This is a genomic window from Enterobacter sp. 198 (assembly GCF_009025585.1).
Lineage (GTDB): Bacteria > Pseudomonadota > Gammaproteobacteria > Enterobacterales > Enterobacteriaceae > Enterobacter > Enterobacter ludwigii.
This window is the reverse complement of the sequence record NZ_WCIM01000014.1, coordinates 17805-43484: the sequence shown is the minus strand read 5'-3', so window position 1 is coordinate 43484 and position 25680 is coordinate 17805. Positions and strand designations below refer to the sequence as shown.

At 53.3% G+C, this 25680-nt stretch carries 22 protein-coding genes; 9 read left to right on the top strand and 13 right to left on the bottom strand.

What is annotated here, in order from left to right:
• Positions 1–39: 39 nt before the first annotated feature.
• Genes dxs through xseB form a run of 3 tightly spaced genes read right to left on the bottom strand, consistent with a single transcriptional unit; the run spans position 40 to position 3069 of the window.
• Complete coding sequence (dxs, locus tag F8561_RS06290; protein WP_044865368.1) at positions 40–1902, bottom strand: 1-deoxy-D-xylulose-5-phosphate synthase; 1863 nt, start codon at positions 1900–1902, stop codon at positions 40–42.
• Positions 1903–1926: 24 nt separating this feature from the next.
• Positions 1927–2826: a (2E,6E)-farnesyl diphosphate synthase gene (ispA, locus tag F8561_RS06285; protein ID WP_014168855.1), complete on the bottom strand. Its 900-nt coding sequence runs from the start codon at positions 2824–2826 to the stop codon at positions 1927–1929.
• Positions 2827–3069 (bottom strand): exodeoxyribonuclease VII small subunit, encoded by a 243-nt coding sequence (gene xseB / locus F8561_RS06280; RefSeq protein ID WP_008503331.1) that lies wholly within the window; start codon positions 3067–3069, stop codon positions 2827–2829. It lies immediately after the preceding gene.
• Between the two features lie 312 nt (positions 3070–3381).
• Here xseB and thiI point away from each other — a divergent pair, with 312 nt between their 5' ends.
• A complete protein-coding gene (gene thiI / locus F8561_RS06275; RefSeq protein ID WP_014168857.1) occupies positions 3382–4830 on the top strand; it encodes a tRNA uracil 4-sulfurtransferase ThiI in 1449 nt (482 codons plus the stop codon).
• 45 nt (positions 4831–4875) lie between these two features.
• Here the strand turns inward: thiI and yajL are convergent, their stop codons facing one another.
• Both yajL and panE read right to left on the bottom strand, forming a co-directional pair.
• Positions 4876–5469: a protein deglycase YajL gene (gene yajL, locus F8561_RS06270; RefSeq protein WP_020885217.1), complete on the bottom strand. Its 594-nt coding sequence runs from the start codon at positions 5467–5469 to the stop codon at positions 4876–4878.
• The gene (gene panE, locus F8561_RS06265) at positions 5432–6343 is read right to left on the bottom strand and encodes a 2-dehydropantoate 2-reductase (protein WP_014168859.1); all 912 of its coding nucleotides are present in this window, start codon (positions 6341–6343) and stop codon (positions 5432–5434) included. The genes yajL and panE overlap by 38 nt, the downstream gene beginning before the upstream one ends.
• Positions 6344–6546: 203 nt before the next feature.
• Here panE and F8561_RS06260 point away from each other — a divergent pair, with 203 nt between their 5' ends.
• Complete coding sequence (locus F8561_RS06260; RefSeq protein ID WP_020885215.1) at positions 6547–7038, top strand: YajQ family cyclic di-GMP-binding protein; 492 nt, start codon at positions 6547–6549, stop codon at positions 7036–7038.
• Positions 7039–7070: 32 nt separating this feature from the next.
• On the opposite strand, the gene F8561_RS06255 is transcribed toward F8561_RS06260, so the two are convergent.
• The 8 genes from F8561_RS06255 to F8561_RS06220 form a co-directional block, all read right to left on the bottom strand.
• Complete coding sequence (locus F8561_RS06255; RefSeq protein WP_032681561.1) at positions 7071–8432, bottom strand: MFS transporter; 1362 nt, start codon at positions 8430–8432, stop codon at positions 7071–7073.
• Between the two features lie 149 nt (positions 8433–8581).
• The gene (cyoE, locus tag F8561_RS06250; protein ID WP_014168862.1) at positions 8582–9469 is read right to left on the bottom strand and encodes a heme o synthase; all 888 of its coding nucleotides are present in this window, start codon (positions 9467–9469) and stop codon (positions 8582–8584) included.
• Between the two features lie 11 nt (positions 9470–9480).
• Positions 9481–9807, bottom strand: coding sequence for a cytochrome o ubiquinol oxidase subunit IV (locus F8561_RS06245; RefSeq protein WP_006176899.1), 327 nt, complete (start codon positions 9805–9807; stop codon positions 9481–9483).
• A complete protein-coding gene (locus tag F8561_RS06240) occupies positions 9807–10421 on the bottom strand; it encodes a cytochrome o ubiquinol oxidase subunit III (protein WP_014168863.1) in 615 nt (204 codons plus the stop codon). Before F8561_RS06240 ends, F8561_RS06245 begins: the two co-directional genes overlap by 1 nt.
• Positions 10411–12402, bottom strand: a complete 1992-nt coding sequence (cyoB, locus tag F8561_RS06235) for a cytochrome o ubiquinol oxidase subunit I (protein WP_014168864.1) — start codon at positions 12400–12402, stop codon at positions 10411–10413. Before cyoB ends, F8561_RS06240 begins: the two co-directional genes overlap by 11 nt.
• 16 nt (positions 12403–12418) lie before the next feature.
• Complete coding sequence (gene cyoA, locus F8561_RS06230; protein WP_008503322.1) at positions 12419–13366, bottom strand: cytochrome o ubiquinol oxidase subunit II; 948 nt, start codon at positions 13364–13366, stop codon at positions 12419–12421.
• A 479-nt stretch (positions 13367–13845) separates the two neighbouring features.
• A complete protein-coding gene (gene ampG, locus F8561_RS06225; RefSeq protein WP_025204965.1) occupies positions 13846–15321 on the bottom strand; it encodes a muropeptide MFS transporter AmpG in 1476 nt (491 codons plus the stop codon).
• A 46-nt stretch (positions 15322–15367) separates the two neighbouring features.
• On the bottom strand, positions 15368–15946 hold the full coding sequence (locus F8561_RS06220; RefSeq protein WP_014168866.1) for a lipoprotein: 579 nt from the start codon (positions 15944–15946) through the stop codon (positions 15368–15370).
• A gap of 304 nt (positions 15947–16250) precedes the next feature.
• Between F8561_RS06220 and bolA the strand changes: the two genes are divergently transcribed.
• The 7 genes from bolA to ppiD all read left to right on the top strand — a co-directional run bounded on the left by bolA (position 16251) and on the right by ppiD (position 25587).
• Positions 16251–16568, top strand: a complete 318-nt coding sequence (gene bolA / locus F8561_RS06215; protein WP_013095855.1) for a transcriptional regulator BolA — start codon at positions 16251–16253, stop codon at positions 16566–16568.
• 330 nt (positions 16569–16898) lie between these two features.
• Positions 16899–18197, top strand: a complete 1299-nt coding sequence (gene tig / locus F8561_RS06205; protein ID WP_014168868.1) for a trigger factor — start codon at positions 16899–16901, stop codon at positions 18195–18197.
• A 260-nt stretch (positions 18198–18457) separates the two neighbouring features.
• Positions 18458–19081, top strand: a complete 624-nt coding sequence (clpP, locus tag F8561_RS06200; protein WP_020885210.1) for an ATP-dependent Clp endopeptidase proteolytic subunit ClpP — start codon at positions 18458–18460, stop codon at positions 19079–19081.
• 126 nt (positions 19082–19207) lie between these two features.
• On the top strand, positions 19208–20482 hold the full coding sequence (gene clpX, locus F8561_RS06195) for an ATP-dependent protease ATP-binding subunit ClpX (RefSeq protein ID WP_020885209.1): 1275 nt from the start codon (positions 19208–19210) through the stop codon (positions 20480–20482).
• Between the two features lie 183 nt (positions 20483–20665).
• Positions 20666–23020 carry an endopeptidase La gene (gene lon / locus F8561_RS06190; protein ID WP_014168872.1) on the top strand — a complete coding sequence of 785 codons (2355 nt, stop codon included), beginning with the start codon at positions 20666–20668 and terminating at the stop codon, positions 23018–23020.
• A gap of 210 nt (positions 23021–23230) precedes the next feature.
• Positions 23231–23503: a nucleoid-associated protein HU-beta gene (gene hupB / locus F8561_RS06185; RefSeq protein ID WP_002444653.1), complete on the top strand. Its 273-nt coding sequence runs from the start codon at positions 23231–23233 to the stop codon at positions 23501–23503.
• Between the two features lie 212 nt (positions 23504–23715).
• Entirely contained in the window at positions 23716–25587 is a 1872-nt protein-coding gene (gene ppiD, locus F8561_RS06180; RefSeq protein ID WP_151887243.1) for a peptidylprolyl isomerase, read from the top strand.
• The last annotated feature ends 93 nt before the right edge of the window (positions 25588–25680 follow it).

Below are 25680 nucleotides of genomic sequence, written 5' to 3'. Positions count from 1 at the left end.
AATACGTTTAAGCATAGCAGGAGCGGAAAAGGGGAGGGATCAGGCAAGCCAGGAACGGATTTTCGACTCAATGCCGGCCGCATCCAGGCCAATCGCCGCACGGGCTTCGTCCTGGGTGCCTTGTGGAATGAAATGATCCGGCAGACCAAGGTTCAGTACCGGCACGGCTTTACGGTTAGCCATCAGCACTTCGTTTACGCCGCTGCCCGCACCGCCCATGATGGCGTTTTCTTCCAGCGTGACCAGCACGTCATGAGATTCCGCCATGCTCAGGATCAGGGCCTCGTCGAGCGGCTTCACAAAGCGCATATCCACGAGGGTCGCATTCAGCGCTTCAGCCACTTTCGCGGCCTCCGGCATCAGCGTACCAAAGTTCAGGATCGCCACTTTCTCACCGCGACGCTTCACCAGACCTTTACCTATCGGCAGTTTTTCCAGCGGCTGCAGTTCAACGCCGACGGCATTGCCGCGCGGGTAGCGCACCGCACTAGGGCCATCCTGATAGTGGTAGCCGGTAAACAGCATCTGACGACATTCGTTCTCATCGCTTGGCGTCATGATGACCATATCCGGGACGCAGCGCAGGAACGACAGATCAAATGCCCCCTGGTGCGTCTGGCCGTCAGCACCCACAATGCCTGCGCGGTCGATAGCAAACAGGACCGGCAGCTTCTGGATGGCAACGTCATGGATCACCTGGTCGTAGGCGCGTTGCAGGAAGGTAGAATAAATGGCGACAACCGGGTTATAACCGCCAATCGCCAGGCCTGCCGCAAAGGTCACCGCGTGCTGCTCGGCAATGGCAACGTCAAAATACTGGTCCGGGTATTTTTTGGAGAACTCCACCATGCCAGAACCTTCACGCATGGCCGGGGTGATCGCCATAAGCTTATTGTCTTTAGCGGCGGTTTCACACAGCCAGTCGCCAAAGATTTTTGAATAGCTCGGCATGCCGCCGCTGCTTTTGGGCAGGCAACCGCTGCTCGGGTCGAATTTCGGTACCGCGTGGAAGGTGATGGGATCTTTTTCCGCCGGTTCGTATCCACGGCCTTTTTTGGTCATGATATGCAGGAACTGTGGGCCTTTCAGGTCACGCATGTTTTTCAGCGTGGTGACAAGCCCCAGAACGTCATGCCCGTCCACCGGACCAATATAATTAAAGCCCAGCTCTTCAAACAGCGTACCCGGCACGACCATGCCTTTGATGTGTTCTTCGGTGCGTTTAAGCAGTTCTTTGATTGGCGGTACGCCGGAGAAGACTTTTTTTCCGCCTTCACGCAGTGAGGAGTAAAGCTTGCCGGAGAGCAACTGCGCCAGATGGTTGTTCAGCGCGCCCACGTTTTCGGAAATCGACATTTCGTTATCATTAAGGATAACCAGCATGTCTGGCTTGATATCGCCCGCGTGGTTCATGGCCTCAAAGGCCATACCGGCAGTGATCGCCCCATCGCCAATGACGCAGACGGTACGACGCTGTTTATTCTCTTTTTCGGCTGCCACCGCAATACCGATACCCGCAGAAATCGAGGTGGAGGAGTGTCCGACGCTTAATACGTCGTACTCGCTCTCGCCACGCCATGGGAACGGATGCAGGCCGCCTTTCTGACGAATGGTGCCAATTTTATCGCGACGTCCGGTCAGAATTTTATGCGGATAGGCCTGGTGGCCGACATCCCAGATGAGCTGATCGAACGGCGTGTTATAGACATAATGCAGCGCCACGGTCAGCTCTACCGTGCCAAGCCCGGAGGCGAAATGGCCGCTGGAGCGGCTTACGCTGTCGAGCAGGTAGCGACGCAGCTCATCGCACAGCTTCGGCAGGCTCTCTTTCGGCAACAGGCGTAACTCCTGGGTGGAGTCAACTAACGCCAGTGTCGGGTATTTGGCAATATCAAAACTCATCAAAGGCTCATCGAGATAGTGTGTTTATTTATCACGCTGGATTATATAGTCCGCTAGCGCTTCCAGTGCCGAAGTATCCAGTGATTGCGCGGCCAGTTGATTCAGCGACTGGCGGGCATCCTCTATCAGATCCCGGGCTTTACGTTGGGCTTGCTCAAGACCCAGCAGGGCGGGGTAGGTACTTTTGCCAAGCTGCTGATCCGCACCCTGACGTTTACCCAATGTTGCAGTATCGCCCACCACATCCAGAATGTCATCCTGAACCTGGAATGCCAGACCGATACTTTCTGCGTATCTGTCCAGTATCGGCAGGGCTTTGCGCCCCTGTTCACCCGCGCTCAGGGCGCCCAGACGAACGGCTGCACGAATCAATGCGCCCGTTTTATGGCGATGAATACGCTCCAGCTGTTCCAGATTAACCTGACGTCCTTCCGCTTCCAGATCCAGTGCCTGACCGCCACACATACCGGCGACGCCGCTGGCCATTGCCAGTTCAGAGATCATCGACAGACGGTCACGGTCGGCCACTTCGGCCATCGGCGCATCGCTCAGAATCGAGAACGCCAGGGTTTGCAGGGCATCCCCCGCCAGAATGGCATTCGCTTCGCCAAACTTGATGTGGCAGGTAGGCTGGCCACGACGCAGATCGTCGTCGTCCATGGCCGGCAAATCATCATGGATCAGCGAGTAGGCATGGATGCACTCAACGGCGGCAGCCGGGGCGTCCAGCGTGTTAGCGCTGATGCCAAACATGTTGCCCGTGGCGTAGACCAGAAACGGACGCAGGCGCTTTCCGCCCAAGAGTGCGCCATAGTGCATGGCTTCAACCAGTGGAGTGTTCTGAAAAGGCTGTGGCTCAATAAAACGGCGCAGCGCATCGTTGGCACGCGCGACGCATGCCTGAAGCTCGTTGGCGAAATCCATTTACTCGGCGTCCGGTGTGAATGGCGTAGTTTTAGCGTCTTCGCTGTCGGACAGCAGGATCTGCACGCGCTGCTCGGCCTGCTGCAGTTTGACCTGCCCCTGGCGCGCCAGCTGCACGCCGCGCTCGAATTCATTGAGCGCCTCTTCCAGGGGTAAATCGCCGCTCTCAAGGCGGGTGACAATCTGCTCCAGCTCACTCAGCGCAGTTTCAAAACTGGCCGGTGCGTCGTTCTTCTTCGGCATAGTGAATTGACTCTTATATTCTCAGCCCCGACATGGTAACGGACTCGGGGCAATTATCAAATAACGCGCAATGTGCACAGGAGCGGCGTGAAGATGATATACTTGCGCGCCTGGATGCAGCCACGGGTGTGGGCTGCTATACACGTCATCCTTCAGGTTGTCTCTGTTTGGGCTACGTTTGCGCCTTTCCGTTACTTACTCGCGTAAGCTGGCGGGGAGCTGTGACTCGCCGCGTTGATGCCACCTGAATGATTTTGTGTATATTTCATTTTCCATTACAAGCCTTAAGCTTGCCTAAGAAACATTGCCGCCATGAAGTTTATCATTAAATTGTTCCCTGAAATCACCATCAAAAGCCAATCTGTGCGTTTGCGCTTTATTAAAATTCTCACCGGGAACATTCGTAACGTATTAAAACACTACGACGAAACGCTCGCCGTGGTGCGTCACTGGGACCACGTTGAGGTTCGCGCGAAAGATGAAAACAAACGTCAGGATATTCGCGACGCGCTGACCCGTATTCCGGGCATTCACCATATTCTGGAAGTGGAAGACGTTCCTTACACCTCCCTGCATGACATTTTTGAAAAAGCGCTGGTGCAGTACCGCGATCAGATTGAAGGCAAAACCTTCTGCGTGCGCGTGAAGCGTCGTGGTAAGCATGAGTTTAGCTCCATTGAAGTGGAGCGCTATGTGGGTGGCGGCCTCAATCAGCACGTTGAGAGCGCCCGCGTGCGCCTGACTAACCCGGACGTGACCGTTAACCTGGAGATCGAAAACGATCGCCTGCTGCTGGTGAAAGGCCGTTATGAAGGTATCGGCGGTTTCCCAATCGGCACGCAGGAAGATGTCCTGTCGCTGATCTCCGGCGGTTTCGACTCCGGTGTTTCCAGCTATATGCTGATGCGCCGCGGCTGCCGCGTACACTACTGCTTCTTTAACCTGGGCGGTGCGGCGCATGAAATCGGCGTACGTCAGGTTGCGCACTATCTGTGGAACCGCTTCGGCAGCTCCCACCGCGTGCGTTTTGTGGCGATCAACTTTGAGCCAGTGGTCGGCGAAATCCTTGAAAAAGTGGACGACGGTCAGATGGGCGTGGTGCTGAAACGCATGATGGTGCGTGCAGCGTCCAAAGTGGCGGAGCGGTACGGCGTGCAGGCGCTGGTCACCGGTGAAGCGCTGGGCCAGGTCTCCAGCCAGACCCTGACCAACCTGCGTCTTATCGACAACGTATCGGATACCCTGATCCTGCGTCCGCTGATCTCCTACGATAAAGAGCACATCATCGATCTGGCGCGCAAAATCGGTACCGAAGATTTTGCCCGCACCATGCCGGAATACTGCGGCGTGATCTCAAAAAGCCCGACCGTCAAAGCGGTGAAGGCGAAAATCGAAGCCGAAGAAGAGAACTTCGATTTCGGCATTCTGGAGAAGGTGGTGGCGGAAGCGACTAACATCGATATCCGTGAGATTGCCCAGCAGACCGAGCAGGAAGTGGTTGAAGTTGAAACCGTCAGCGGTTTCGGTGCCAACGACGCGATTCTGGATATCCGTTCCATTGATGAACAGGATGACAAACCGCTGCAGGTTGAAGGCGTGGACGTGGTTTCTCTGCCGTTCTACAAGCTGAGCACCAAATTCGGCGATCTCGACCAGAGCAAAACGTATCTGCTGTGGTGCGAGCGCGGGGTGATGAGCCGTTTGCAGGCACTGTATCTGCGCGAGCAGGGCTTTGCGAATGTGAAGGTCTATCGCCCTTAACCGTTTGCCGGGTGGCGGCTTCGCTTACCCGGCTTTCTTTACACGCTACGCTTCGTAAAAATTATAAATCCCCGCCGCCATCACTAACGACGACGCCACCTCGTAGGCTTTCTCACGCCCGACCAGCAGGTCGATAATCTTCAGTCCAAAATCGATCGCGGTACCCGGCCCCTGGCTGGTGAGCAGATTGACGCGCGGATCCCAGACCACACGTTTATCCACCCATTGCTCTTCAGGAATGGTCTCTTTCAGTCCCGGGAAACCGGTCATATTCCCGATCGGGAAAATGTTATGCGGCACCAGAACCGTGCCGGCTGCGGCACAAATTGCCGCAACGATGCGCCCCGACAGATGGAATTGCCTGACAGTTTCGACCAGGAGCGGGCTGTCGCGAAAATACTCCGCGCCCTTCAGGCCGCCCGGCAGTACGATGATGTCGTAATCCCCGTCGGCCACCTGCACAAGCGGTGCATCGGCGAGGATTTTTACGCCGCGTGAACAGGTGATGGTCAGATTACCGTCGCTGGCGACGCTGGCGGTGGTCACGTTAATGCCGCCGCGCACCATCAAATCAATGGTGGTGACGGCTTCTGTCTCTTCGCTACCAGGGGCGAGGCAGATCAGTGCTGACGCGCTCATATTCACTCTCCTTACGTTTAACCAGGTCATACAGACGGGCATTTTCCGGCACGGCAATGCCGTGGGCGCGGGCGCGTTTAAGCAAATAGCCCGTGATGTAATCAATCTCTGTGTGGCGTAATGCCCGAATGTCCTGCAACATCGAGGAGATGTTTTCTGCAGTACTTTCAATTACCTGCTCAACATAATAGCGTAAATCCTCCGCCGAGGTATGCAGGCCTTCACGTTCGATAACCGAGGCGACCTCCGCGCACAGGGTGGCAATTTCCTGCGGATGATTTTTCAGTTCCCCGTTCGGGCAGTTCCACAGCGCCGTCAGCGGATTGATCACGCAGTTAACCGCCAGCTTGCGCCACAGCTGCGGGCGGATAGTGTCATGCCAGGCCACGTCCGGCAGGACCTTCTGCAGAACATCCGCCAGATAGCTGTAGTCGCCATCCTGCGTACGGGCGGGGCCCATGTGCGTTACGCCGCTGGCGACATGCACGATAATGTTGCCATCGCGGCGTGCAGCGTGCGTGGTGGTCGCCATCAACAAGGGATGCGGGATGCTTTTCAGCTCATCAATGGTTCCCATGCCGTTATGCAGCAGCAGGATGGGGGAGTCTGGGGGAAGTTGCGCGGCCAGCGTCTTTACCGCATCTGATACCTGCCATGCTTTGAGCGTGACCAGCAGCAGATCGCTTTGCGCCAGAAAATCCGGATCGTTCGCGGTGAGTGATTCGTTGAATATACTTCCGTCTTCGTCAATCAGGTTCACACTGCAATAGGGCTGGGGCACGCGCAGCCAGCCCTGTACCTCATGTCCGTGCTTGCAAAGCGCGGTCAGCCATAGCTGTCCAAGGGCTCCGCATCCGAGCACTGTAATTTTCATTGTTCCTCCTCACCTGCAACTGCGCCAGGTGTTACGGCCTAAGTATAGCGCCGTCAGCTAAGCTTCTGTTGAGTAAACCCTGTGACATCTGTGCGGTGTTTCCTCACGTGAGCGGCCAGGGATAGCTGCAACTCGAATTATTTGGGGTATCTGCCTTGTAGCGGGTATTATGCAACGCAACAAAAATGAAGGGAGAAGAAAAGATGCCATCTTTCGATATTGTTTCCGAAGTTGATATCCAGGAAGTCCGCAACGGCGTTGAAAACGCAAGCCGTGAAGTTGAGTCACGTTTCGACTTTCGTGGCGTTGAGGCAACTTTCGAGCTGAACGATGCGAATAAGACCATTAAGGTCCTGAGCGAATCTGATTTCCAGGTTAACCAGCTGCTGGATATTCTGCGCGCCAAGCTGCTTAAACGCGGCATTGAAGGCACCTCACTGGATGTACCAGACGAGTTTGTGCATAGCGGTAAAAACTGGTTTGTCGAAGCCAAACTGAAGCAGGGTATTGAGAGCGCGGTTCAGAAGAAGATCGTTAAGCTCATCAAGGACAGCAAGCTGAAGGTTCAGGCGCAAATCCAGGGTGAAGAAATTCGTGTGACCGGTAAATCCCGCGATGACCTGCAGGCCGTTATGGCGCTGGTACGTGGCGGCGATCTGGGGCAGCCGTTCCAGTTCAAGAACTTCCGCGATTAAGACAAAAATGCCCGGTTTTACCGGGCATTTTTTCAGGCTTTGAGAGCCTGCTCGATTTCGAAGCGGTTAGTCACTTTACTGTCTATTTTGACGTAAGCGCTGCGCTCTTGTGGGGCAATAAGCACTTCACTTACCCCCTCTGTTGCTTCAAGACGCTGTTTTAGCGCGTCGGTAATCTCAACATCCTCAGGAATTTCGACCCGCAGACTGCTGACGTAGCGCGGCTCTTTCATGCTGCTGGCGACCAGCAGCCAGACCATCGCCAGCAGTGCGCCCGCGAGGAACACGGTTTGCGAATCAAACAGGCCGTCCACCCAGCCGCCGAGCGAGCCCCCGATAGCCACGCCGATAAACTGGCTGGTGGAGTAGATCCCCATTGCTGTGCCTTTATAGCCGGCCGGGGACTCCTTGCTAATCAGCGATGGCAGCAGGGCCTCCATCAGGTTAAAGGCCAGGAAGAAGAGCTGCACGCCGGCCACCAGTTCCCAGAAGTGCGGGCCGGATCCCCAGAGCACAATCTCGGCAATCAGCAGCACCGCCACGCAGCCAATGAATACGCGCTTCATCTTGCGTTTCACTTCGGCGTAGATGATGAACGGCACGACCGAGACGAACGAAATCAGCATGGTCACCAGATAGATTTTCCAGTGCTCCGCGGCAGGGAAGCCCGCGGCGGCAAGCTGACCGGGCAGGGCGACAAAGGTCGACATCAGCAGGATGTGCAGACACATGATGCCGAAGTTAAGTTTAAGCAGGCGCGGTTCCACCAGCACTTTGCTGAAGCAGCCTTTCACCATCCCGGATTCACGGTTAAGGACGTGGTTTTTGCTGTCCGGCACTACCCAAAGGGTCAGCGCAATACCGACGGTCGCCAGCACGGCAATCATCCAGAACAGGGCATGCAGACCGAGTTTATGGGTGATGATAGGCCCGAGCACCATCGCAATCGCGAAAGTGACGCCAAAGCTCACGCCGATAAACGCCATCGCTTTGGTGCGATTCTGCTCACGCGTTAAGTCTGACAGCAGCGCCATCACGGCGGCGGCAATCGCACCAGAGCCCTGCAGGGCGCGACCAAGAATAATTCCCCAGATGGAGTGGGAGAGGGCGGCTATCACGCTGCCGAGCACAAAAATAAGCAGGCCGCCGACAATCAGCGGTTTGCGACCTACCCGATCCGAGAGCAGACCAAACGGGATCTGAAATACCGCCTGAGCCAGACCGTAGATGCCAATAGCCAGGCCAATCAGCGCTTCGCTGGCACCCTGTAGCGCCATGCCGTACGTGGTCAGAACAGGCAGGACCATAAACATGCCAAGCATCCGTAGCGAGAAAACAGTCCCTAAACCCCAGGTCGCGCGCAATTCGCCTGGCGTCATTTTATAATCGTTCATTACCACCTCAATTCAAAAGCAGGCCATAGTGTAGTGCGGGGAAGGGGCGGGGTAAATAAAGGGTTATTTAACAAATATTACATGCGTTATTAATGGATTCGATGAATAAAAAAGGGTGCCGAAGCACCCTTTTATTCACCTGGTGTGACTTACCAGACGTAAGTCAGCAGGTTGTGTGAATCAGGCACCATGAAATCCACGGACATCATCACCGACAGCGAAGTGATAGCGACAATGGAGAACACGAACAGCTTACGTGCCCAGACCTTGTCATCTTCCACTTTGTAGCCGCGCAGGGCCATGCCGAGCCACCAGACGCTCACCGCAGCCGCTACCGCCAGGTATTTGTACCCGGCGTAACCGCCCAGAGAGAGCATCAGCGTTGCCACGGCAAAGGCGATGATGTACAGCGTGATGTGGTTTTTAGCCACGGAAATGCCCTTCACGACCGGCAGAACCGGGATGTTCGCTGCCTGATAATCCTTAAAGCGGAATATCGCGATGGCATAGGAGTGCGGCATCTGCCACAGGCTAAAGATAGCCAGCAGAATCAGCGCACCGCTGTCGAACTCGTTCGTGACGGCGCAGTAGCCAATCACCGGCGGCGCAGCGCCGGAGAGAGAACCAATCAGCGTTCCGTAGACGGAGTGGCGTTTCATATACAGGCTGTAAACGCCCACATAGACGACGAACCCCATCACCCCCAGCCAACAGGCCAGAGGGTTAGCGCCAAACCACAGCAGCATAAAGCCAGCAATACCCAGCAAGGTGGCGTACACCAGCGAGACGGAAGGGGCGATCAGGCCTTTAACCAGCACCCGATTTTTAGTCCTTTCCATCTTCTTGTCGATATCCATGTCGATGTAGTTGTTAAATACACAACCGGATGCAACAACCAGCGACACACCGACCAGCGTAGCGATAAAGAGGGTGTAATCGATACTGCCTTTAGAGGCCAGCAGGAACCCCCCAATTACGGAGATCAGGTTGCCAAAGATGATGCCTGGTTTCGTGACTTGCAGGTATTGCTTAAACATACTCGCCGCTCTTAGTGAACCATCATGTTGTAGTTAAGGTTCCACATAATCCAGATGGAACCGACTACCAGGATAGCGATGATAATCACGGTAAAGATGAAAGCCGTCATGTTCCAGCCTTCATCGGACTTGGTGTTCATGTGCAGGAAGCAAACCAGATGCACCAGAATCTGAATCACCGCGGTTACCAGGATTGCACCCAGAATAACCGGCTTAGACGCAGAACCGCTCATCACCATCCAGAACGGGATCACCGTCAGAATGATCGACAGGATGAAACCTGTCATATAGGTTTTTACGCTACCGTGGGAAGCGCCATGATCGTTTGAATGACTCATTACATCGCCCCCATCAGATATACAACAGAGAACACACAGATCCACACAACGTCCAGGAAGTGCCAGAACAGGCTCAGGCACAGGATACGCGTGCGGTTAGTGCTGGTCAGGCCACGACGGGAGATCTGGAACATCAGTACTGCCATCCAGATCAGACCAGACGTTACGTGCAGACCGTGGGTCCCTACCAGTGCGAAGAACGCAGACAGGAAGCCACTACGATCCGGCCCGAAGCCTTCCATAATCAGGTGATGGAATTCATAGATTTCCATCCCGATAAAGCCAGCACCAAACAGCCAGGTCAACGCCAGCCAGGAGACAACCTGGCTCTTGTTGTTTTTGTACATGGCGATAGCCGCCATGCCGTAGGTGATGGAGCTGAACAGCAGCAGCGCGGTTTCTACCAGAACGAACGGCAGTTCAAAGATGTCCTTGCCAGCCGGGCCGCCCGCAGTGCCGTTCACCAGAACGGCATACGTTGCGAACAGACAGCAGAACAGAATGCAGTCGCTCATCAGGTAGATCCAGAAACCGAAGACTTTCGTCGGTCCTGTATCGTGGTGCGCATGTTCATGCGCGTGGGCAGTAGAGTGCGCCAAAGTATCAGTTGCCATTTTTCAGCCCCGCTTTAGAAATCTCATCGAAATGCTGGTTTTCCAGTTTTTCGACTTCACGGACTGGTACGTAGTAGTCTACGTCCTCGTCAAAGCTCTTCACAATCCAGCTGATTACGATGCCGGCGAAGCCAACAATCGCCATCCACCAGATGTGCCAGATCATTGCGAAGCCAAATACCGTTGCGAAGGCGGCAATAACAATGCCCGCACCGCTGTTTTTCGGCATGTGGATCTCTTCGTAATGAGCAGGTTGCTTGTACGCTTCACCTTTTTCTTTCATTTCCCAGAATGCGTCGCGTTCATGGACCTGCGGCACAATGGCGAAGTTATAGAACGGTGGTGGAGAAGAGGTTGCCCACTCCAGCGTACGGCCACCCCATGGGTCACCGGTCAGGTCACGGTTCTGATCGCGGTCGCGAATAGAAACGTAGAACTGAATCAGCTGAGACGCGATACCACAAGCAATCAGCACGGCACCGCCCGCTGCAACCATCAGCATTGGGTGGAACTGTGGATCAATCTGCTGGCTCAGACGACGGGTCATACCCATGAAGCCCAGCACGTACAGCGGCATAAATGCAACGAAGAAGCCGATGATCCAGAACCAGAATGCGCGTTTACCCCATTTTTCGTTCAGGGTGAAACCGAACGCTTTTGGCCACCAGTAGGTTACGCCAGCGAAGCAGCCGAAGACCACACCACCGATGATAACGTTATGGAAGTGCGCAATCAGGAACAGACTGTTGTGCAGAACGAAGTCAGCACCCGGTACCGCCAGCAGTACACCGGTCATCCCACCCACGGAGAAGGTGACGATGAAGCCGATAGTCCACAGCATTGCTGAGTGGAACACGATACGGCCCTGGTACATGGTGAACAGCCAGTTGAAGATCTTAACCCCGGTAGGGATTGCGATAATCATGGTTGTAATACCGAAGAAGGCGTTTACGTTCGCGCCAGCACCCATGGTGAAGAAGTGGTGCAGCCAAACGATGAACGACAGAACGGTAATACACACGGTTGCCCACACCAGAGAGGTGTAACCAAACAGACGTTTACGCGAGAAGGTTGCTGCGATTTCGGAGAACACACCGAAGACCGGCAGAACCAGGATGTACACTTCCGGGTGACCCCAGGCCCAAATCAGGTTGATGTACATCATCATGTTGCCACCCATATCGTTGGTAAAGAAATGGGTGCCCAGGTAGCGGTCCAGGGTCAGCAGCGCGATGGTGACGGTCAGAATTGGGAATGATGCAATAATCAGGATGTTGGCGCACAGAGATGCCCAGGTAAATACCGGCATCTTGAACATGGTCATGCCAGGGGCACGCATCTTGATAATGGTCACGAAGAAGTTGATACCGGTCAGGGTTGTACCGACACCGGAGAGCTGAAGTGCCCAAATCCAGTAATCGACGCCAACGCCCGGACTGTACTCAATTCCCGAAAGCGGCGGGTAAGCCAGCCAGCCGGTCTGAGCAAATTCGCCCACACCCAGTGACAGGTTAACCAGGATAACGCCGACAACCGTGAACCAGAAGCTCAGGTTGTTCAGGAACGGGAACGCTACGTCGCGCGCGCCGATTTGCAGCGGAACGACAACGTTCATCAGACCGATAACCAGCGGCATCGCCACGAAGAAGATCATGATAACGCCGTGGGCGGTAAAGATCTGGTCGTAGTGATGCGGCGGCAGGAAGCCGGCTTCACCCGCAGACGCGAGTGCCTGCTGGCTACGCATCATGATCGCATCCGCAAAGCCACGAATTAACATGACGATACCGACGATGCAGTACATGATACCCAGTTTTTTGTGGTCAACCGAAGTCAGCCACTCGTTCCACAGGTAGCTCCACTTACCGAAGTAAGTGATCAAGGCCAGTAAGGCTGCGCCACCGATGATAATTGCAGCAACCGTAACCACGATAATGGGTTCATGGTAGGGCACTGCATCCAGTGTCAATTTTCCGAACATTTTCTTCCTCGGCCCCTTAGTGAGCGGTTTCCGCGTGGCTCATGTCCATGCCTTCCATACCTTCGTGTGCGCTATGCTCACCTTCAGGCTGGGTCATGTCCATGCTCTTGCCGTGATCCATAAATTTGCCAATAACGTCTTTGAACAAATCTGGTTTCACGTTAGAGAAGTACTCCACCTTGTTATATTCGCTAGGTGCTGCCACTTTTTCGAACGCCGCCATGTCAGACATGGTGTTTGGAGACTGCTTCGCTTTTTCAACCCACTGGTCGAAAGCGGCACGGTCTGGCGTCGCGATAGCTTTGAACTTCATACCTGAGAAGCCCGGGCCGCTATAGCTGGCGGAGATACCATCGTAGGTGCCTGCTTCATTCGCGATCAGGTGCAGGTTAGTCTGCATACCGGCCATCGCGTAAATCTGGCTACCCAGACGTGGGATGAAGAAGGAGTTCATTACGGAGTTGGAGGTCACTTTGAACTGAACCGGAGTGTTCGCCGGGAAGGCGATTTCATTCACGGTGGCAATGCCCTGTTCCGGATAGATGAAGAACCATTTCCAGTCCATGGAGACCACTTCAATGGTAATCGGTTTTTCATCGTGAACCAGCGGCTTGCTTGGCTCAAGTGCGTGAGTGGTTTTCCATGTCAGTACGGCAAGGAACAGGATGATCAGGATAGGTACCGTCCAGACCACAGCTTCCACTTTATTGGAGTGTGACCAGTTAGGGCTATACTTCGCATCTTTATTGCTCGCACGATACTTCCAGGCGAAACCAACAGCCATCAAAATGGCTGGAATAACCACAATCAACATCAGGCCAAAAGCCGTCAATATCAGTGAACGTTGTTCCAGTCCAATCTGTCCTTTGGGGTCAAGTAGTGCAGAATCGCAGCCACTGAGTAATACAGTGCCTGCGAATAATGACAACCATCCCAAACTTTTATTGTATTTCCTGAGTCTCATTTAACGACCTCAATTCCACGGGAGTCTGGTGGCGTTTAAAGTGTGGGGGCATTTTACGGGAAGGTTACATTACTGTAAACATCATTAGACCTGTGTCAGGAAGGTGTTACCGGGTTCTGCCGCACATGTCACAAGTGTTGCAAATTATGTCGCTTTTTAAGACGTAAGCCGCATGGCATGGGCTTTATAACGAAAGGACCCCCAAGCATACCCTAAAAGGGGCAATTGGTATAACCATTGTGAAAAATAAACAAAAAATTAACAATTAATTATCAATAAAAAGACAACTAAAAAACGAAAAATCAAACTCTCTGATGCTGAATCGTTTAATGAAAAATAGCGTTCTGCAATTGACTCCAATAATTTCCGAATCCTATCCCGCACAAAACAACAAATATTTTTTTTAGCGGCTGGCGGCTATTTCACCGTTATAATTTCGGTTCGTGATTACAACGGGAAATAACCTTTCGGATTTTACTTCAGGTTAACTGCGTTTTACGCAGCGCCATGAAATCGAGCAGCCCGCCAGTCAGGATCCCGGCAACCGCCAGCAGCGCGCCGGCATCCAGCAGAAGCGCTTCGAGAGGCAGTACCAGAGAGGTGGTGGCATTAATAATGAGCACCACGAGCCACAGCACCAGGGCAAAGCAACCCGCCATTAACAGTCGTAACGCAAAACGGTAAGCGCGATGATATTCCGTGCGTGGCATAAAGTGTTCTGTTCGCTGGGTATATTCCAGCGTCTGGCGACAGACCAGTAACAATAAGAGCCCGGGCACTGCCGCTACCACGGAGAAGAGGTAGAACGTTGGCCAGCCATGGGCTTCAACAAACCAGCCGGCAATCGGCCCGACATACACGCGACCAACGGCGGAAAGCGCCGAGAGCAGAGCGAACTGCGTCGCGGAAAACGATTTGTTGCACAGGGTCATCAGCAGGGCAACAAACGCCGCTGTCCCCATACCGCCGCACAGGTTTTCAAAAAACACCGCGGCGCCCATGCTGATCATATGCTTATCCGTCACCGACAGCAGCCAGTAACCGGCGTTCGATGCCCCCTGCAGGATGCCGAAGATCAGCAGTGCGCGAAAGAGCGTCAGACGCTGCATTAATACGCCGCCGTACAGGGCCCCGACAATAGTCGCAAACAACCCGAGCGTTTTGTTCACTACGCCGACTTCGCCGGCATCAAACCCGACCCCGCGAATAAGGAAGGTGGTGGTCAGGCTCATCGCGAAGGCATCGCCGAGCTTATAAAGGACGATTAACAGCAGGATAAGCCATGCGTTGTTGCGGCCAAAGAAGTCGCGAAGAGGTTCGGCAACGGCCTGCTCCAGAGAACGTGGAACCGGGATCACATCGCTCGGTTCGGGGGCGAGCAGGGTGGCAATAATACAGGGGATCAACAGGGCGGCCATCAGCCAGTACATGCCCTGCCAGCCGAGATAACGGTCGGCCACCCACAGCGCCAGACCTCCGGATACCAGCATCCCCAGACGATAGCCCAGCACGCTAATGGCTGCGCCGGCTCCCCGCTCTTCTGCAGGCAACACGTCCGTCTTCCAGGCATCAAAAACGATATCCTGCGAGGCAGAACAGAAGGCGATTACCACCGCAAGGGCGGCCATCCAGCGAAGCTGCGTCGTGGGTTCAAGAAAGCCCATCGCCGCGATTGCGATCAGCAACAGGACCTGGGTCATCACTAACCAGCCGCGACGACGGCCCAGGAACGGCGGGGTATAACGGTCCATCACCGGCGACCACAGGAACTTAAAGACGTAAGCCTGGCCGACGAGGGAGAAGAAACCAATGGTTTTGAGATCGATATTCTCGACGGTCATCCAGGCCTGCAGCGTGCCGGAGGTGAGGGCGAGAGGTAAACCGGAGGCGAAACCAAGGATCAGCAGGATGGCTGATTTAGGTTGCTGGAAAATGCGTAAGTAATGACTCGACATGTTCATATAAAGCTGACCCGGTGAAACACCGGGTCAGGAAGCGGGATTAACGCGCGTTTTGCTTGATGAAGTCGTGGATGCTGGTGTCCTGCGCCATATCGGAAATGGTGTCAGTCAGCACGCTGTTAACCGCGTTAGCAATATTTTTGTTGGACGCCTGGAACGCGCCTTCAACAGAGTAGCTCGCACGGTAGTTTTTGGTCATCTTGTTACCGTTCTTCGCGGTCGCGATGATGGCGATATCCGCTTTGGTGGAGATGTTGTAGCGAACATTACCCTGGGACACGTCAGCGTACAGGTTGTTCACGATGATCTGCAGATCAACCGCACCGCTTGGGCCAATCATATAGCCGCGGGAAGTCATCTGTTTCTCGAGCACTTCCTGCAGCAGGAAGCGCAGGTCTCGTGAGGCGGTCAACGTCACCTGCTGGTTGTCGCGGGTCACTTTAGCCAGGGCTTGATCCTGACGCTGATCGGCACCGTTAATGCTCACGGTTACGCCCATCAGGCTAGGATCCTGCTGAGGCAGGGTAATCTTAGGGGAGACATCAATGGTTGTAGGCGGGGTAGCGCAGCCTGCCAGCATAAAAAGTGCTACCAACGGAAAGAAGAGTTTTTTTAACATTTTCAGGTTCTCAACGAATCGTAAGCATTACAGAGAAAAATTGCCGCCATCATAACATCGCTAACGGCCAGGGGAAGTGGTCAACGCATGTAAATTCATCGCCTTGTCCGAAAACTGACCAGCCCCGCCTTTTTCTCCACGCGCGAAGGTCAAAAGGTATGAGTCTCACAGTGAACTTCATTCGTCTGAATGAGAAAATAAGACGAAAGCTAAATATTTGTTGTCTTGTTGTAATGGAAACGGTAAAAGCGGCTAATATTTAAAGGGATGGGTGACATCCTGGCGTTGTCGGAGGAGTGATTTCATGATGATACGTGAACAGATAGAAGATAAATTAAGGGCAGCGTTCAACCCTGTGTTCCTCGAAGTCGTCGACGAAAGCTATCGTCATAACGTGCCGGCAGGTTCTGAAAGCCACTTTAAAGTGGTTCTGGTCAGCGATCGCTTCACGGGAGAACGTTTCCTGAACCGACATCGCTTGATCTACAGCACCTTGACGGAAGAACTCTCCACAACCGTACATGCGCTGGCATTGCACACTTATACCATTAAGGAATGGGAAGGCTTGCAGGATACGGTATTTGCATCGCCGCCGTGTCGCGGCGCAGGCACCATCGCCTGATAAATCGGATTTGCAACGGCTGGAGCTTTTCCAGTATGTTGCATACAGATTTCCTCAAAACGGCCTTCGGGCCGTTTTGTTTTGTCTGAGTTTTGAGCGGATGGTGCGTTTTTAAGGCTAAAAATAGCCTTAAAGTGTGAAAAAAGCCGCAGCAACATGCCCCAACCGTTCTCGACTCACCTAAGTGATGCCGCTATAATGCCGCGTCTTAATGAATGTCTTCGGGATGATTCTGGCGACAGGGAATGTGAATCTGCACTAAGAGAGCATCCCGGTATAACTGACAGATTCAGAGTTGACCGAGCACTGTGATTTTTTTGAGGTAACAAGATGCAAGTTTCAGTTGAAACCACTCAAGGCCTTGGCCGCCGTGTAACGATTACTATCGCTGCTGACAGCATCGAAACTGCTGTGAAAAGCGAGCTGGTCAACGTAGCAAAAAAAGTACGTATTGACGGCTTCCGTAAGGGCAAAGTACCGATGAATGTTGTTGCTCAGCGTTATGGCGCTTCCGTGCGTCAGGATGTGCTGGGTGAACTGATGAGCCGCAACTTTATTGATGCGATCATCAAAGAAAAAATTAATCCGGCCGGTGCGCCGAATTACGTTCCAGGCGAATACAAACAGGGCGAAGACTTCACCTACTCCGTAGAGTTCGAAGTGTACCCGGAAGTTGAGCTGAAAGGTCTGGAATCTATCGAAGTTGAAAAACCTGTTGTTTCCGTGACTGACGAAGACGTTGACGGCATGCTGGACACTCTGCGTAAGCAGCAGGCGAACTGGAAAGAGAAAGAAGGTGCTGTTGACGCGGAAGACCGTGTGACCATCGACTTCACCGGTTCTGTAGACGGCGAAGAGTTCGAAGGCGGTAAAGCGTCTGACTTCGTACTGGCAATGGGCCAGGGTCGTATGATCCCAGGCTTCGAAGACGGTATCAAAGGTCACAAAGCGGGCGAAGAGTTCACCATCGACGTGACCTTCCCGGAAGAGTACCACGCTGAAAACCTGAAAGGTAAAGCAGCGAAGTTCGTTATCAACCTGAAGAAAGTTGAAGAGCGCGAACTGCCTGAACTGACTGAAGAATTCATCAAGCGTTTCGGCGTGGAAGATGGTTCTGTAGCCGGTCTGCGTACCGAAGTGCGTAAAAACATGGAACGTGAGCTGAACGGCGCTGTACGTAACCGTGTGAAATCTCAGGCGATTGACGGTCTGGTAAAAGCGAACGAAATCGACGTTCCGGCTGCCCTGATTGACAGCGAAATCGACGTTCTGCGCCGTCAGGCTGCACAGCGTTTCGGTGGCAACCAGCAGCAAGCGATGGAACTGCCACGCGAGCTGTTCGAAGAGCAAGCTAAACGCCGCGTTGTTGTTGGCCTGCTGCTGGGCGAAGTGATTCGTACCCACGAGCTGAAAGCTGACGAAGAGCGTGTGAAAGGCCTGATCGAAGAGATGGCTTCTGCATACGAAGATCCATCAGAAGTGATCGAGTTCTACGGTAAGAACAAAGAGCTGATGGACAACATGCGCAATGTTGCACTGGAAGAGCAGGCTGTTGAAGCGGTACTGGCGAAAGCGAAAGTGACCGAAAAAGCGACCTCTTTCAACGAACTGATGAACCAGCAGGCGTAATTTCGCCCCCAGGGTTTAAAGTTTGAACAAAAAACCCGTTGCCTTCCGGCGACGGGTTTTTTTTATCACGGCTTTACCCCAGGAAGAGTGCTAAAACGCCCTTTCAGTGTTAGCGTAACAACAAAAGGTTGTTATGCTTGAAATAGGGCAGTATGAACCCCATAAGTGTGTAATCACGATGATTGAGACTGGCTGATAATCCGTCCGTAAGGTTACAATCAGTACAGCAGGTGTTTTCAATTTTGATCCAGGAGACGGAAATGTCATACAGTGGCGAACGAGATAACTTTGCACCCCATATGGCTCTGGTGCCAATGGTTATTGAACAGACCTCACGTGGTGAGCGTTCTTTTGATATCTATTCCCGTCTGCTCAAGGAGCGCGTTATCTTTTTGACCGGCCAGGTGGAAGACCACATGGCTAACCTGATCGTGGCGCAGATGCTGTTTCTGGAAGCGGAAAACCCGGAAAAAGACATTTACCTGTACATTAACTCCCCGGGCGGCGTGATCACGGCAGGTATGTCCATTTATGACACCATGCAATTCATCAAGCCAGATGTCAGCACTATCTGTATGGGTCAGGCTGCATCTATGGGTGCGTTCCTGTTAACCGCAGGGGCTAAAGGTAAGCGTTTCTGCCTGCCAAATTCCCGCGTGATGATTCACCAGCCGCTGGGGGGTTATCAGGGGCAGGCGACGGATATTGAAATCCACGCCCGCGAAATTCTGAAAGTAAAAGCGCGCATGAATGAACTTATGGCGCAGCATACGGGTCAATCTCTTGAGCAGATCGAGCGCGATACCGAGCGCGATCGTTTCCTCTCTGCCTCTGAGGCTGTTGAGTACGGCTTAGTCGACTCCGTTTTGACCCATCGTAATTGATGCCCGTGACGCGAGTGTGCCGCTATACTCAGGTAGGGCGGCATGTTGCTAAAAGCAGCTTGCGTCTGAAAATGGCATTTGCGTCGTCATGTGCGGCACAAAGAACTTAAAAAGAGGTTTGGACTCATGACAGATAAACGCAAAGATGGTTCGGGCAAACTGCTGTACTGCTCTTTTTGCGGCAAAAGCCAGCATGAAGTGCGTAAACTGATTGCCGGGCCGTCCGTGTATATCTGCGACGAATGTGTTGACTTATGTAATGACATTATTCGCGAAGAGATTAAAGAAGTAGCACCTCACCGCGAGCGCAGCGCGCTGCCAACGCCGCATGAAATTCGTCATCATCTTGACGACTATGTCATCGGTCAGGAGCAGGCGAAAAAAGTGCTCGCCGTGGCGGTATACAACCACTACAAACGCCTGCGTAACGGTGATACCAGCAATGGCGTAGAACTGGGTAAAAGTAATATTCTGCTGATCGGCCCAACCGGCTCCGGTAAAACGCTGCTGGCTGAAACGCTGGCGCGTCTGCTGGATGTTCCGTTCACAATGGCCGATGCCACCACCCTGACCGAAGCCGGTTATGTGGGTGAGGACGTAGAAAACATCATCCAGAAACTGCTGCAGAAATGCGATTACGATGTACAGAAAGCGCAGCGCGGGATTGTTTACATCGATGAGATCGACAAGATCTCCCGTAAATCTGACAACCCGTCCATTACCCGTGACGTATCGGGTGAGGGCGTGCAGCAGGCGCTGCTGAAGCTGATCGAAGGTACGGTTGCAGCCGTTCCACCGCAGGGTGGCCGTAAACATCCTCAGCAGGAGTTCCTGCAGGTTGATACGTCCAAGATCCTGTTCATCTGTGGTGGTGCGTTTGCCGGTCTGGATAAAGTGATCTCTCACCGTGTTGAAACCGGCTCCGGCATTGGTTTTGGCGCGACGGTGAAAGCCTCGTCCGAAAAGCCGAACGAAGGCGAGCTGCTGTCACAGGTTGAGCCAGAAGACTTGATCAAGTTTGGTCTGATTCCTGAGTTCATTGGCCGTCTGCCTGTTGTGGCAACGCTGAACGAACTGAGTGAAGACGCGCTGATCCAGATCCTGAAAGAGCCGAAAAATGCGCTGACCAAGCAGTATCAGGCGCTGTTCAATCTGGAAGGCGTTGAGCTGGAATTCCGTGACGAAGCGCTGGACGCGATTGCCAAGAAAGCGATGATCCGTAAAACCGGTGCGCGTGGCCTGCGTTCTATCGTGGAAGCGGCGCTGCTTGACACCATGTACGATCTGCCGTCGATGGAAGATGTTGAGAAAGTGGTGATTGATGAGTCGGTCATTAGCGGCCAGACCAAGCCATTGCTGATTTATGGCAAGCCGGAAGCGCAACAGGCATCTGGCGAATAATTCACCAAATCATACAAGCAGTTAATCAAAAAGGGGGGATTTTATCTCCCCTTTTATTTTTCCGTATACGCGGCGTTGAATGTGTGGGAAACATCCCCATATACTGGATACATGTTAATGGTTATGTGAAGCACAGTGACATGACCAGTTTACCTGGCGGACACTAAACTAAGAGAGAGCTCTATGAATCCTGAGCGTTCTGAACGCATTGAAATCCCCGTATTGCCGTTGCGCGATGTGGTGGTTTATCCGCACATGGTCATACCCTTATTTGTAGGGCGGGAAAAATCTATCCGTTGCCTCGAAGCCGCCATGGATCATGATAAAAAAATCATGCTGGTGGCGCAGAAAGAAGCATCAACGGATGAGCCGGGTGTAAACGATCTTTTCACCGTCGGGACCGTGGCCTCTATTTTGCAGATGCTGAAGCTGCCTGACGGCACCGTTAAGGTGCTGGTAGAAGGCTTGCAGCGTGCGCGTATTACCACCCTGTCTGACGATGGCGAGCATTTCTCTGCCAAGGCAGAGTACCTCGAATCACCTCAGCTGGATGAGCGCGAGCAGGAAGTGCTGGTGCGCACCGCGATTAGCCAGTTCGAAGGCTATATCAAGCTGAACAAGAAAATCCCACCAGAAGTGCTGACGTCGCTGAACAGCATCGACGATCCTGCGCGTCTGGCGGACACCATCGCTGCACACATGCCGCTGAAGCTGGCTGACAAACAGTCCGTGCTGGAGATGTCCGACGTTAACGAACGTCTGGAATATCTGATGGCGATGATGGAGTCTGAGATCGATCTGCTGCAGGTTGAGAAGCGTATTCGTAACCGCGTTAAAAAGCAGATGGAGAAATCTCAGCGTGAGTACTATCTGAATGAGCAAATGAAAGCCATTCAGAAAGAGCTCGGCGAGATGGATGACGCGCCGGACGAAAACGAAGCGCTGAAGCGTAAGATCGACGCGGCGAAAATGCCGAAAGAGGCCAAAGAGAAAGCCGAAGCAGAACTGCAGAAGCTGAAAATGATGTCTCCAATGTCGGCTGAAGCGACCGTCGTGCGTGGCTATATCGAATGGATGGTTCAGGTTCCCTGGAATGCCCGCAGCAAGGTCAAAAAAGACCTGCGTCAGGCGCAGGAGATCCTGGATACCGACCACTACGGCCTTGAGCGCGTGAAAGACCGCATTCTTGAGTACCTCGCAGTCCAGAGCCGTGTGAACAAAATCAAAGGCCCGATTCTGTGCCTGGTGGGACCACCGGGGGTAGGGAAAACCTCTCTGGGTCAGTCCATCGCCAAAGCGACCGGACGTAAGTATATCCGTATGGCGCTGGGTGGCGTACGCGATGAAGCGGAGATCCGCGGTCACCGTCGTACCTACATCGGTTCTATGCCGGGTAAACTGATCCAGAAGATGGCGAAAGTGGGCGTTAAAAACCCGCTGTTCCTGCTCGATGAGATCGACAAAATGTCTTCGGACATGCGTGGCGATCCGGCGTCTGCTTTGCTGGAAGTTCTTGATCCAGAACAGAACGTGGCGTTCAGCGATCACTACCTCGAAGTGGATTACGACCTGAGCGATGTCATGTTTGTCGCGACCTCGAACTCCATGAACATTCCGGCGCCGCTGCTGGACCGTATGGAAGTGATTCGTCTCTCCGGTTATACCGAAGACGAAAAACTGAACATTGCGAAACGGCACCTGCTGCCGAAGCAGATTGAGCGTAACGCGCTGAAAGCCAACGAGCTGACCGTTGAGGACAGCGCGATTATTGGCATCATCCGCTACTACACCCGTGAAGCGGGCGTGCGTAGCCTTGAGCGCGAAATCTCTAAACTGTGCCGTAAGGCGGTTAAACAGCTGCTGCTGGATAAGAGCCTGAAACACATCGTGATCAATGGCGACAACCTGCATGCCTATCTGGGCGTTCAGCGCTTTGACTATGGTCGCGCGGACAATGAAAACCGCGTGGGCCAGGTTACCGGTCTGGCATGGACGGAAGTGGGTGGCGATCTGCTGACCATTGAAACCGCCTGCGTCCCGGGTAAAGGCAAGCTGACCTACACCGGCTCTCTGGGTGAAGTGATGCAGGAGTCGATTCAGGCCGCGCTGACCGTGGTACGCGCGCGTGCAGAGAAATTGGGCATCAACCCTGATTTCTACGAGAAACGCGATATCCACGTGCACGTGCCTGAAGGGGCAACGCCGAAAGATGGCCCAAGCGCAGGTATCGCCATGTGTACCGCACTGGTTTCCTGCCTTACCGGCAACCCGGTGCGTGCCGATGTGGCAATGACCGGTGAGATCACATTGCGTGGCCAGGTGTTGCCAATCGGTGGGTTAAAAGAAAAACTGCTGGCGGCACACCGTGGTGGGATCAAAACCGTATTGATCCCTTACGAAAATAAACGCGACCTGGAAGAGATTCCGGACAACGTGATTGCCGATCTGCAGATTCATCCTGTGAAGCGAATTGAGGAAGTTCTGACTCTCGCCCTGCAGAATGAACCTTCCGGAATGCAGGTTGTAACCGCAAAATAGTGACCTCGCGCAAAGAGCGTCAATAAAAGTAAGGCTGGTAAGTCATTTCGCACTTGCCAGCCTTTTTTTGTATAGCTAATTTAGATTGCTGATTAGGCCAGCCATCAACAACGGGTGTTGTAAGGTCATGGCAGGCCTGATATAACTGCTGCGCGGTCGCGTTGTGAAGGATTCAGGCGCGATATAAATTATAAAGAGAGGAAGAGAACAGTGAATAAATCTCAACTGATTGACAAAATTGCTGCTGGTGCTGATATTTCTAAAGCTGCAGCTGGACGTGCGTTAGATGCATTAATTGCTTCTGTTACTGAATCTCTGCAGGCTGGGGACGACGTTGCACTGGTAGGCTTCGGTACTTTTGCTGTTAAAGAGCGTGCTGCCCGTACTGGCCGCAACCCTCAGACCGGTAAAGAGATCACCATTGCTGCCGCTAAAGTGCCGGGTTTCCGTGCAGGTAAAGCGCTGAAAGACGCAGTAAACTGATTGCTTTCCCATCTCAGGGAAGCCGAATAGTACAAGGGCGCATCATTTGATGTGCCTTTTTTGTTTGTCCAGGCCTGATTTGTGCGAGTTTATGCGAGTTGTGGGCTGACAATCGCACCGTTTTCTTGTCACAATACGCCTTTACGCGCGACGGGCAGGATTTTCCGTTAGCGTCAGGTAACCAGTCACCTACAGCGGAGTGTTGTTACACCATGATGGACAGCTTACGCACGGCTGCTAACAGTCTCGTGCTCAAGATTATTTTCGGTATCATTATCGTGTCGTTCATATTGACCGGCGTGAGCAGTTACCTTATCGGCGGTGGCGCGAACTATGCCGCAAAAGTGAATGGCCAGGAGATCAGCCGCGGTCAGTTCGAGAATGCTTTTGCCGGTGAACGTAACCGTATGCAGCAACAGCTGGGCGACCAATTCTCTGAACTCGCGGCAAACGAAGGGTATATGAAATCCCTGCGCCAACAGACCCTGAACCGTCTGATCGACGAAGCGCTGCTGGATCAATACGCGAAAAAACTGGGCCTGGGCATCAGCGATGAGCAGGTTAAAAAAGCCATCTTATCGACTCAGGCATTCCAGTCTAACGGCAAATTCGACAATGCGCGTTACAATGCCATCATTAATCAGATGGGCATGACTGCCGATCAATACGCTCAGGCTCTGCGTAATCAACTGACAACCCAACAGCTCATCAATGCCGTTGTTGGCACTGATTTCATGCTCAAAGGTGAGACGGAAGAGCTGGCAGCCCTGGTTGCACAGCAGCGCGTGGTACGTGAAGCGACCATCGATGTGAATGCTCTGGCGGCGAAGCAGCAGGTTAGCGACGCGGACATTAACGCCTACTACGAGCAGAACAAGAGTAACTTCGTTGCTCCAGAACAGTTCCGTGTGAGCTACATCAAGCTGGATGCTGCCGCGCTGCAGGAAACAGCCTCTGATGCGGAAATTCAGTCTTATTACGATCAGCATCAGGATCAGTTCACTCAGCCGCAGCGTAACCGCTACAGCGTGATCCAGACCAAAACTGAGGCAGATGCCAAAGCCGTGCTGGATGAGCTGAATAAGGGCGCTGATTTCGCCTCCCTCGCGAAAGCAAAATCCACCGATATTATCTCTGCTAAAAACGGTGGTGATATGGGCTGGCTGGAAGAGAGCACCACGCCTGACGAACTGAAAAATGCCGGTCTGAAAGACAAAGGCCAGCTTTCGGGTGTCATTAAATCTTCCGTTGGTTTCCTGGTGGCGCGTCTGGATGATATCGAGGCCGCGAAAACCAAGCCGCTGGCTGACGTTCGCGATGATATCGCAGCGAAAGTGAAGCAGGAAAAAGCGCTGGATGCTTACTACGCGCTGCAACAGAAAGTCAGTGATGCTGCCAGCAACGACAACGAATCTCTGGCGGGTGCTGAGCAGGCTGCAGGGGTGAAAGCGGTTGAGACCGGCTGGTTCGGTCGTAACAACCTCCCGGAAGAGCTGAATTTCAAACCGGTTGCTGATGCCATCTTCAACGGTGGTCTGGTTGGCGAGAACGGCACGCCGGGCAGCAACTCTGACATCATTACCGTCGACGGCGATCGTGCGTTTGTTCTTCGCGTCAGCGAGCACAAACCAGAAGCGATTAAACCGCTGGCAGAAGTGAAAGATCAGGTGGTTGCTCAGGTTAAGCACAACAAAGCGGAACAGCAGGCAAAACTGGATGCTGAGAAGATTCTGGTTGACCTGAAAGCGGGTAAACAGGATGCGCTGAAAGCGGCAGGTCTGAGCTTCGGTGAGCCAAAAACGCTGAGCCGTACCGGTCAGGATCCTGTCAGTCAGGCAGCGTTCGGTCTGAGCCTGCCTGCGAAGGACAAACCAAGCTTCGGTACCACTACCGATATGCAGGGTAACGTCGTTCTGCTCGCACTGGACGACGTGAAAGCAGGCACGATGCCTGAAGAGCAGAAGAAAGCGATGGTGCAGGGTATTACCCAGAACAATGCCCAGATCGCTTTCGAAGCGATGATGAGCAACCTGCGCACAGAAGCCAAAATCAAGCTCGGTGACGTGATGACTCAGCAGCAATAATTACGTATTTGCTCGCATATTTTCGTAACGCTCTGCAATAACTAAAGGCCGCTTTCGCGGCCTTTTCCATTTCTGCAATCTGCCGTTTGTGCC

What these genes read in the sequence shown, in the direction of transcription:
- dxs (WP_044865368.1), bottom strand. Translation starts at nt 1,902, where the DNA reads ATGAGTTTTGATATTGCCAAATACCCGACACTGGCGTTAGTTGACTCC.
- ispA (WP_014168855.1), bottom strand. Translation starts at nt 2,826, where the DNA reads ATGGATTTCGCCAACGAGCTTCAGGCATGCGTCGCGCGTGCCAACGAT.
- xseB (WP_008503331.1), bottom strand. Translation starts at nt 3,069, where the DNA reads ATGCCGAAGAAGAACGACGCACCGGCCAGTTTTGAAACTGCGCTGAGT.
- thiI (WP_014168857.1), top strand. Translation starts at nt 3,382, where the DNA reads ATGAAGTTTATCATTAAATTGTTCCCTGAAATCACCATCAAAAGCCAA.
- yajL (WP_020885217.1), bottom strand. Translation starts at nt 5,469, where the DNA reads ATGAGCGCGTCAGCACTGATCTGCCTCGCCCCTGGTAGCGAAGAGACA.
- panE (WP_014168859.1), bottom strand. Translation starts at nt 6,343, where the DNA reads ATGAAAATTACAGTGCTCGGATGCGGAGCCCTTGGACAGCTATGGCTG.
- F8561_RS06260 (WP_020885215.1), top strand. Translation starts at nt 6,547, where the DNA reads ATGCCATCTTTCGATATTGTTTCCGAAGTTGATATCCAGGAAGTCCGC.
- F8561_RS06255 (WP_032681561.1), bottom strand. Translation starts at nt 8,432, where the DNA reads ATGAACGATTATAAAATGACGCCAGGCGAATTGCGCGCGACCTGGGGT.
- cyoE (WP_014168862.1), bottom strand. Translation starts at nt 9,469, where the DNA reads ATGTTTAAGCAATACCTGCAAGTCACGAAACCAGGCATCATCTTTGGC.
- F8561_RS06245 (WP_006176899.1), bottom strand. Translation starts at nt 9,807, where the DNA reads ATGAGTCATTCAAACGATCATGGCGCTTCCCACGGTAGCGTAAAAACC.
- F8561_RS06240 (WP_014168863.1), bottom strand. Translation starts at nt 10,421, where the DNA reads ATGGCAACTGATACTTTGGCGCACTCTACTGCCCACGCGCATGAACAT.
- cyoB (WP_014168864.1), bottom strand. Translation starts at nt 12,402, where the DNA reads ATGTTCGGAAAATTGACACTGGATGCAGTGCCCTACCATGAACCCATT.
- cyoA (WP_008503322.1), bottom strand. Translation starts at nt 13,366, where the DNA reads ATGAGACTCAGGAAATACAATAAAAGTTTGGGATGGTTGTCATTATTC.
- ampG (WP_025204965.1), bottom strand. Translation starts at nt 15,321, where the DNA reads ATGTCGAGTCATTACTTACGCATTTTCCAGCAACCTAAATCAGCCATC.
- F8561_RS06220 (WP_014168866.1), bottom strand. Translation starts at nt 15,946, where the DNA reads ATGTTAAAAAAACTCTTCTTTCCGTTGGTAGCACTTTTTATGCTGGCA.
- bolA (WP_013095855.1), top strand. Translation starts at nt 16,251, where the DNA reads ATGATGATACGTGAACAGATAGAAGATAAATTAAGGGCAGCGTTCAAC.
- tig (WP_014168868.1), top strand. Translation starts at nt 16,899, where the DNA reads ATGCAAGTTTCAGTTGAAACCACTCAAGGCCTTGGCCGCCGTGTAACG.
- clpP (WP_020885210.1), top strand. Translation starts at nt 18,458, where the DNA reads ATGTCATACAGTGGCGAACGAGATAACTTTGCACCCCATATGGCTCTG.
- clpX (WP_020885209.1), top strand. Translation starts at nt 19,208, where the DNA reads ATGACAGATAAACGCAAAGATGGTTCGGGCAAACTGCTGTACTGCTCT.
- lon (WP_014168872.1), top strand. Translation starts at nt 20,666, where the DNA reads ATGAATCCTGAGCGTTCTGAACGCATTGAAATCCCCGTATTGCCGTTG.
- ppiD (WP_151887243.1), top strand. Translation starts at nt 23,716, where the DNA reads ATGATGGACAGCTTACGCACGGCTGCTAACAGTCTCGTGCTCAAGATT.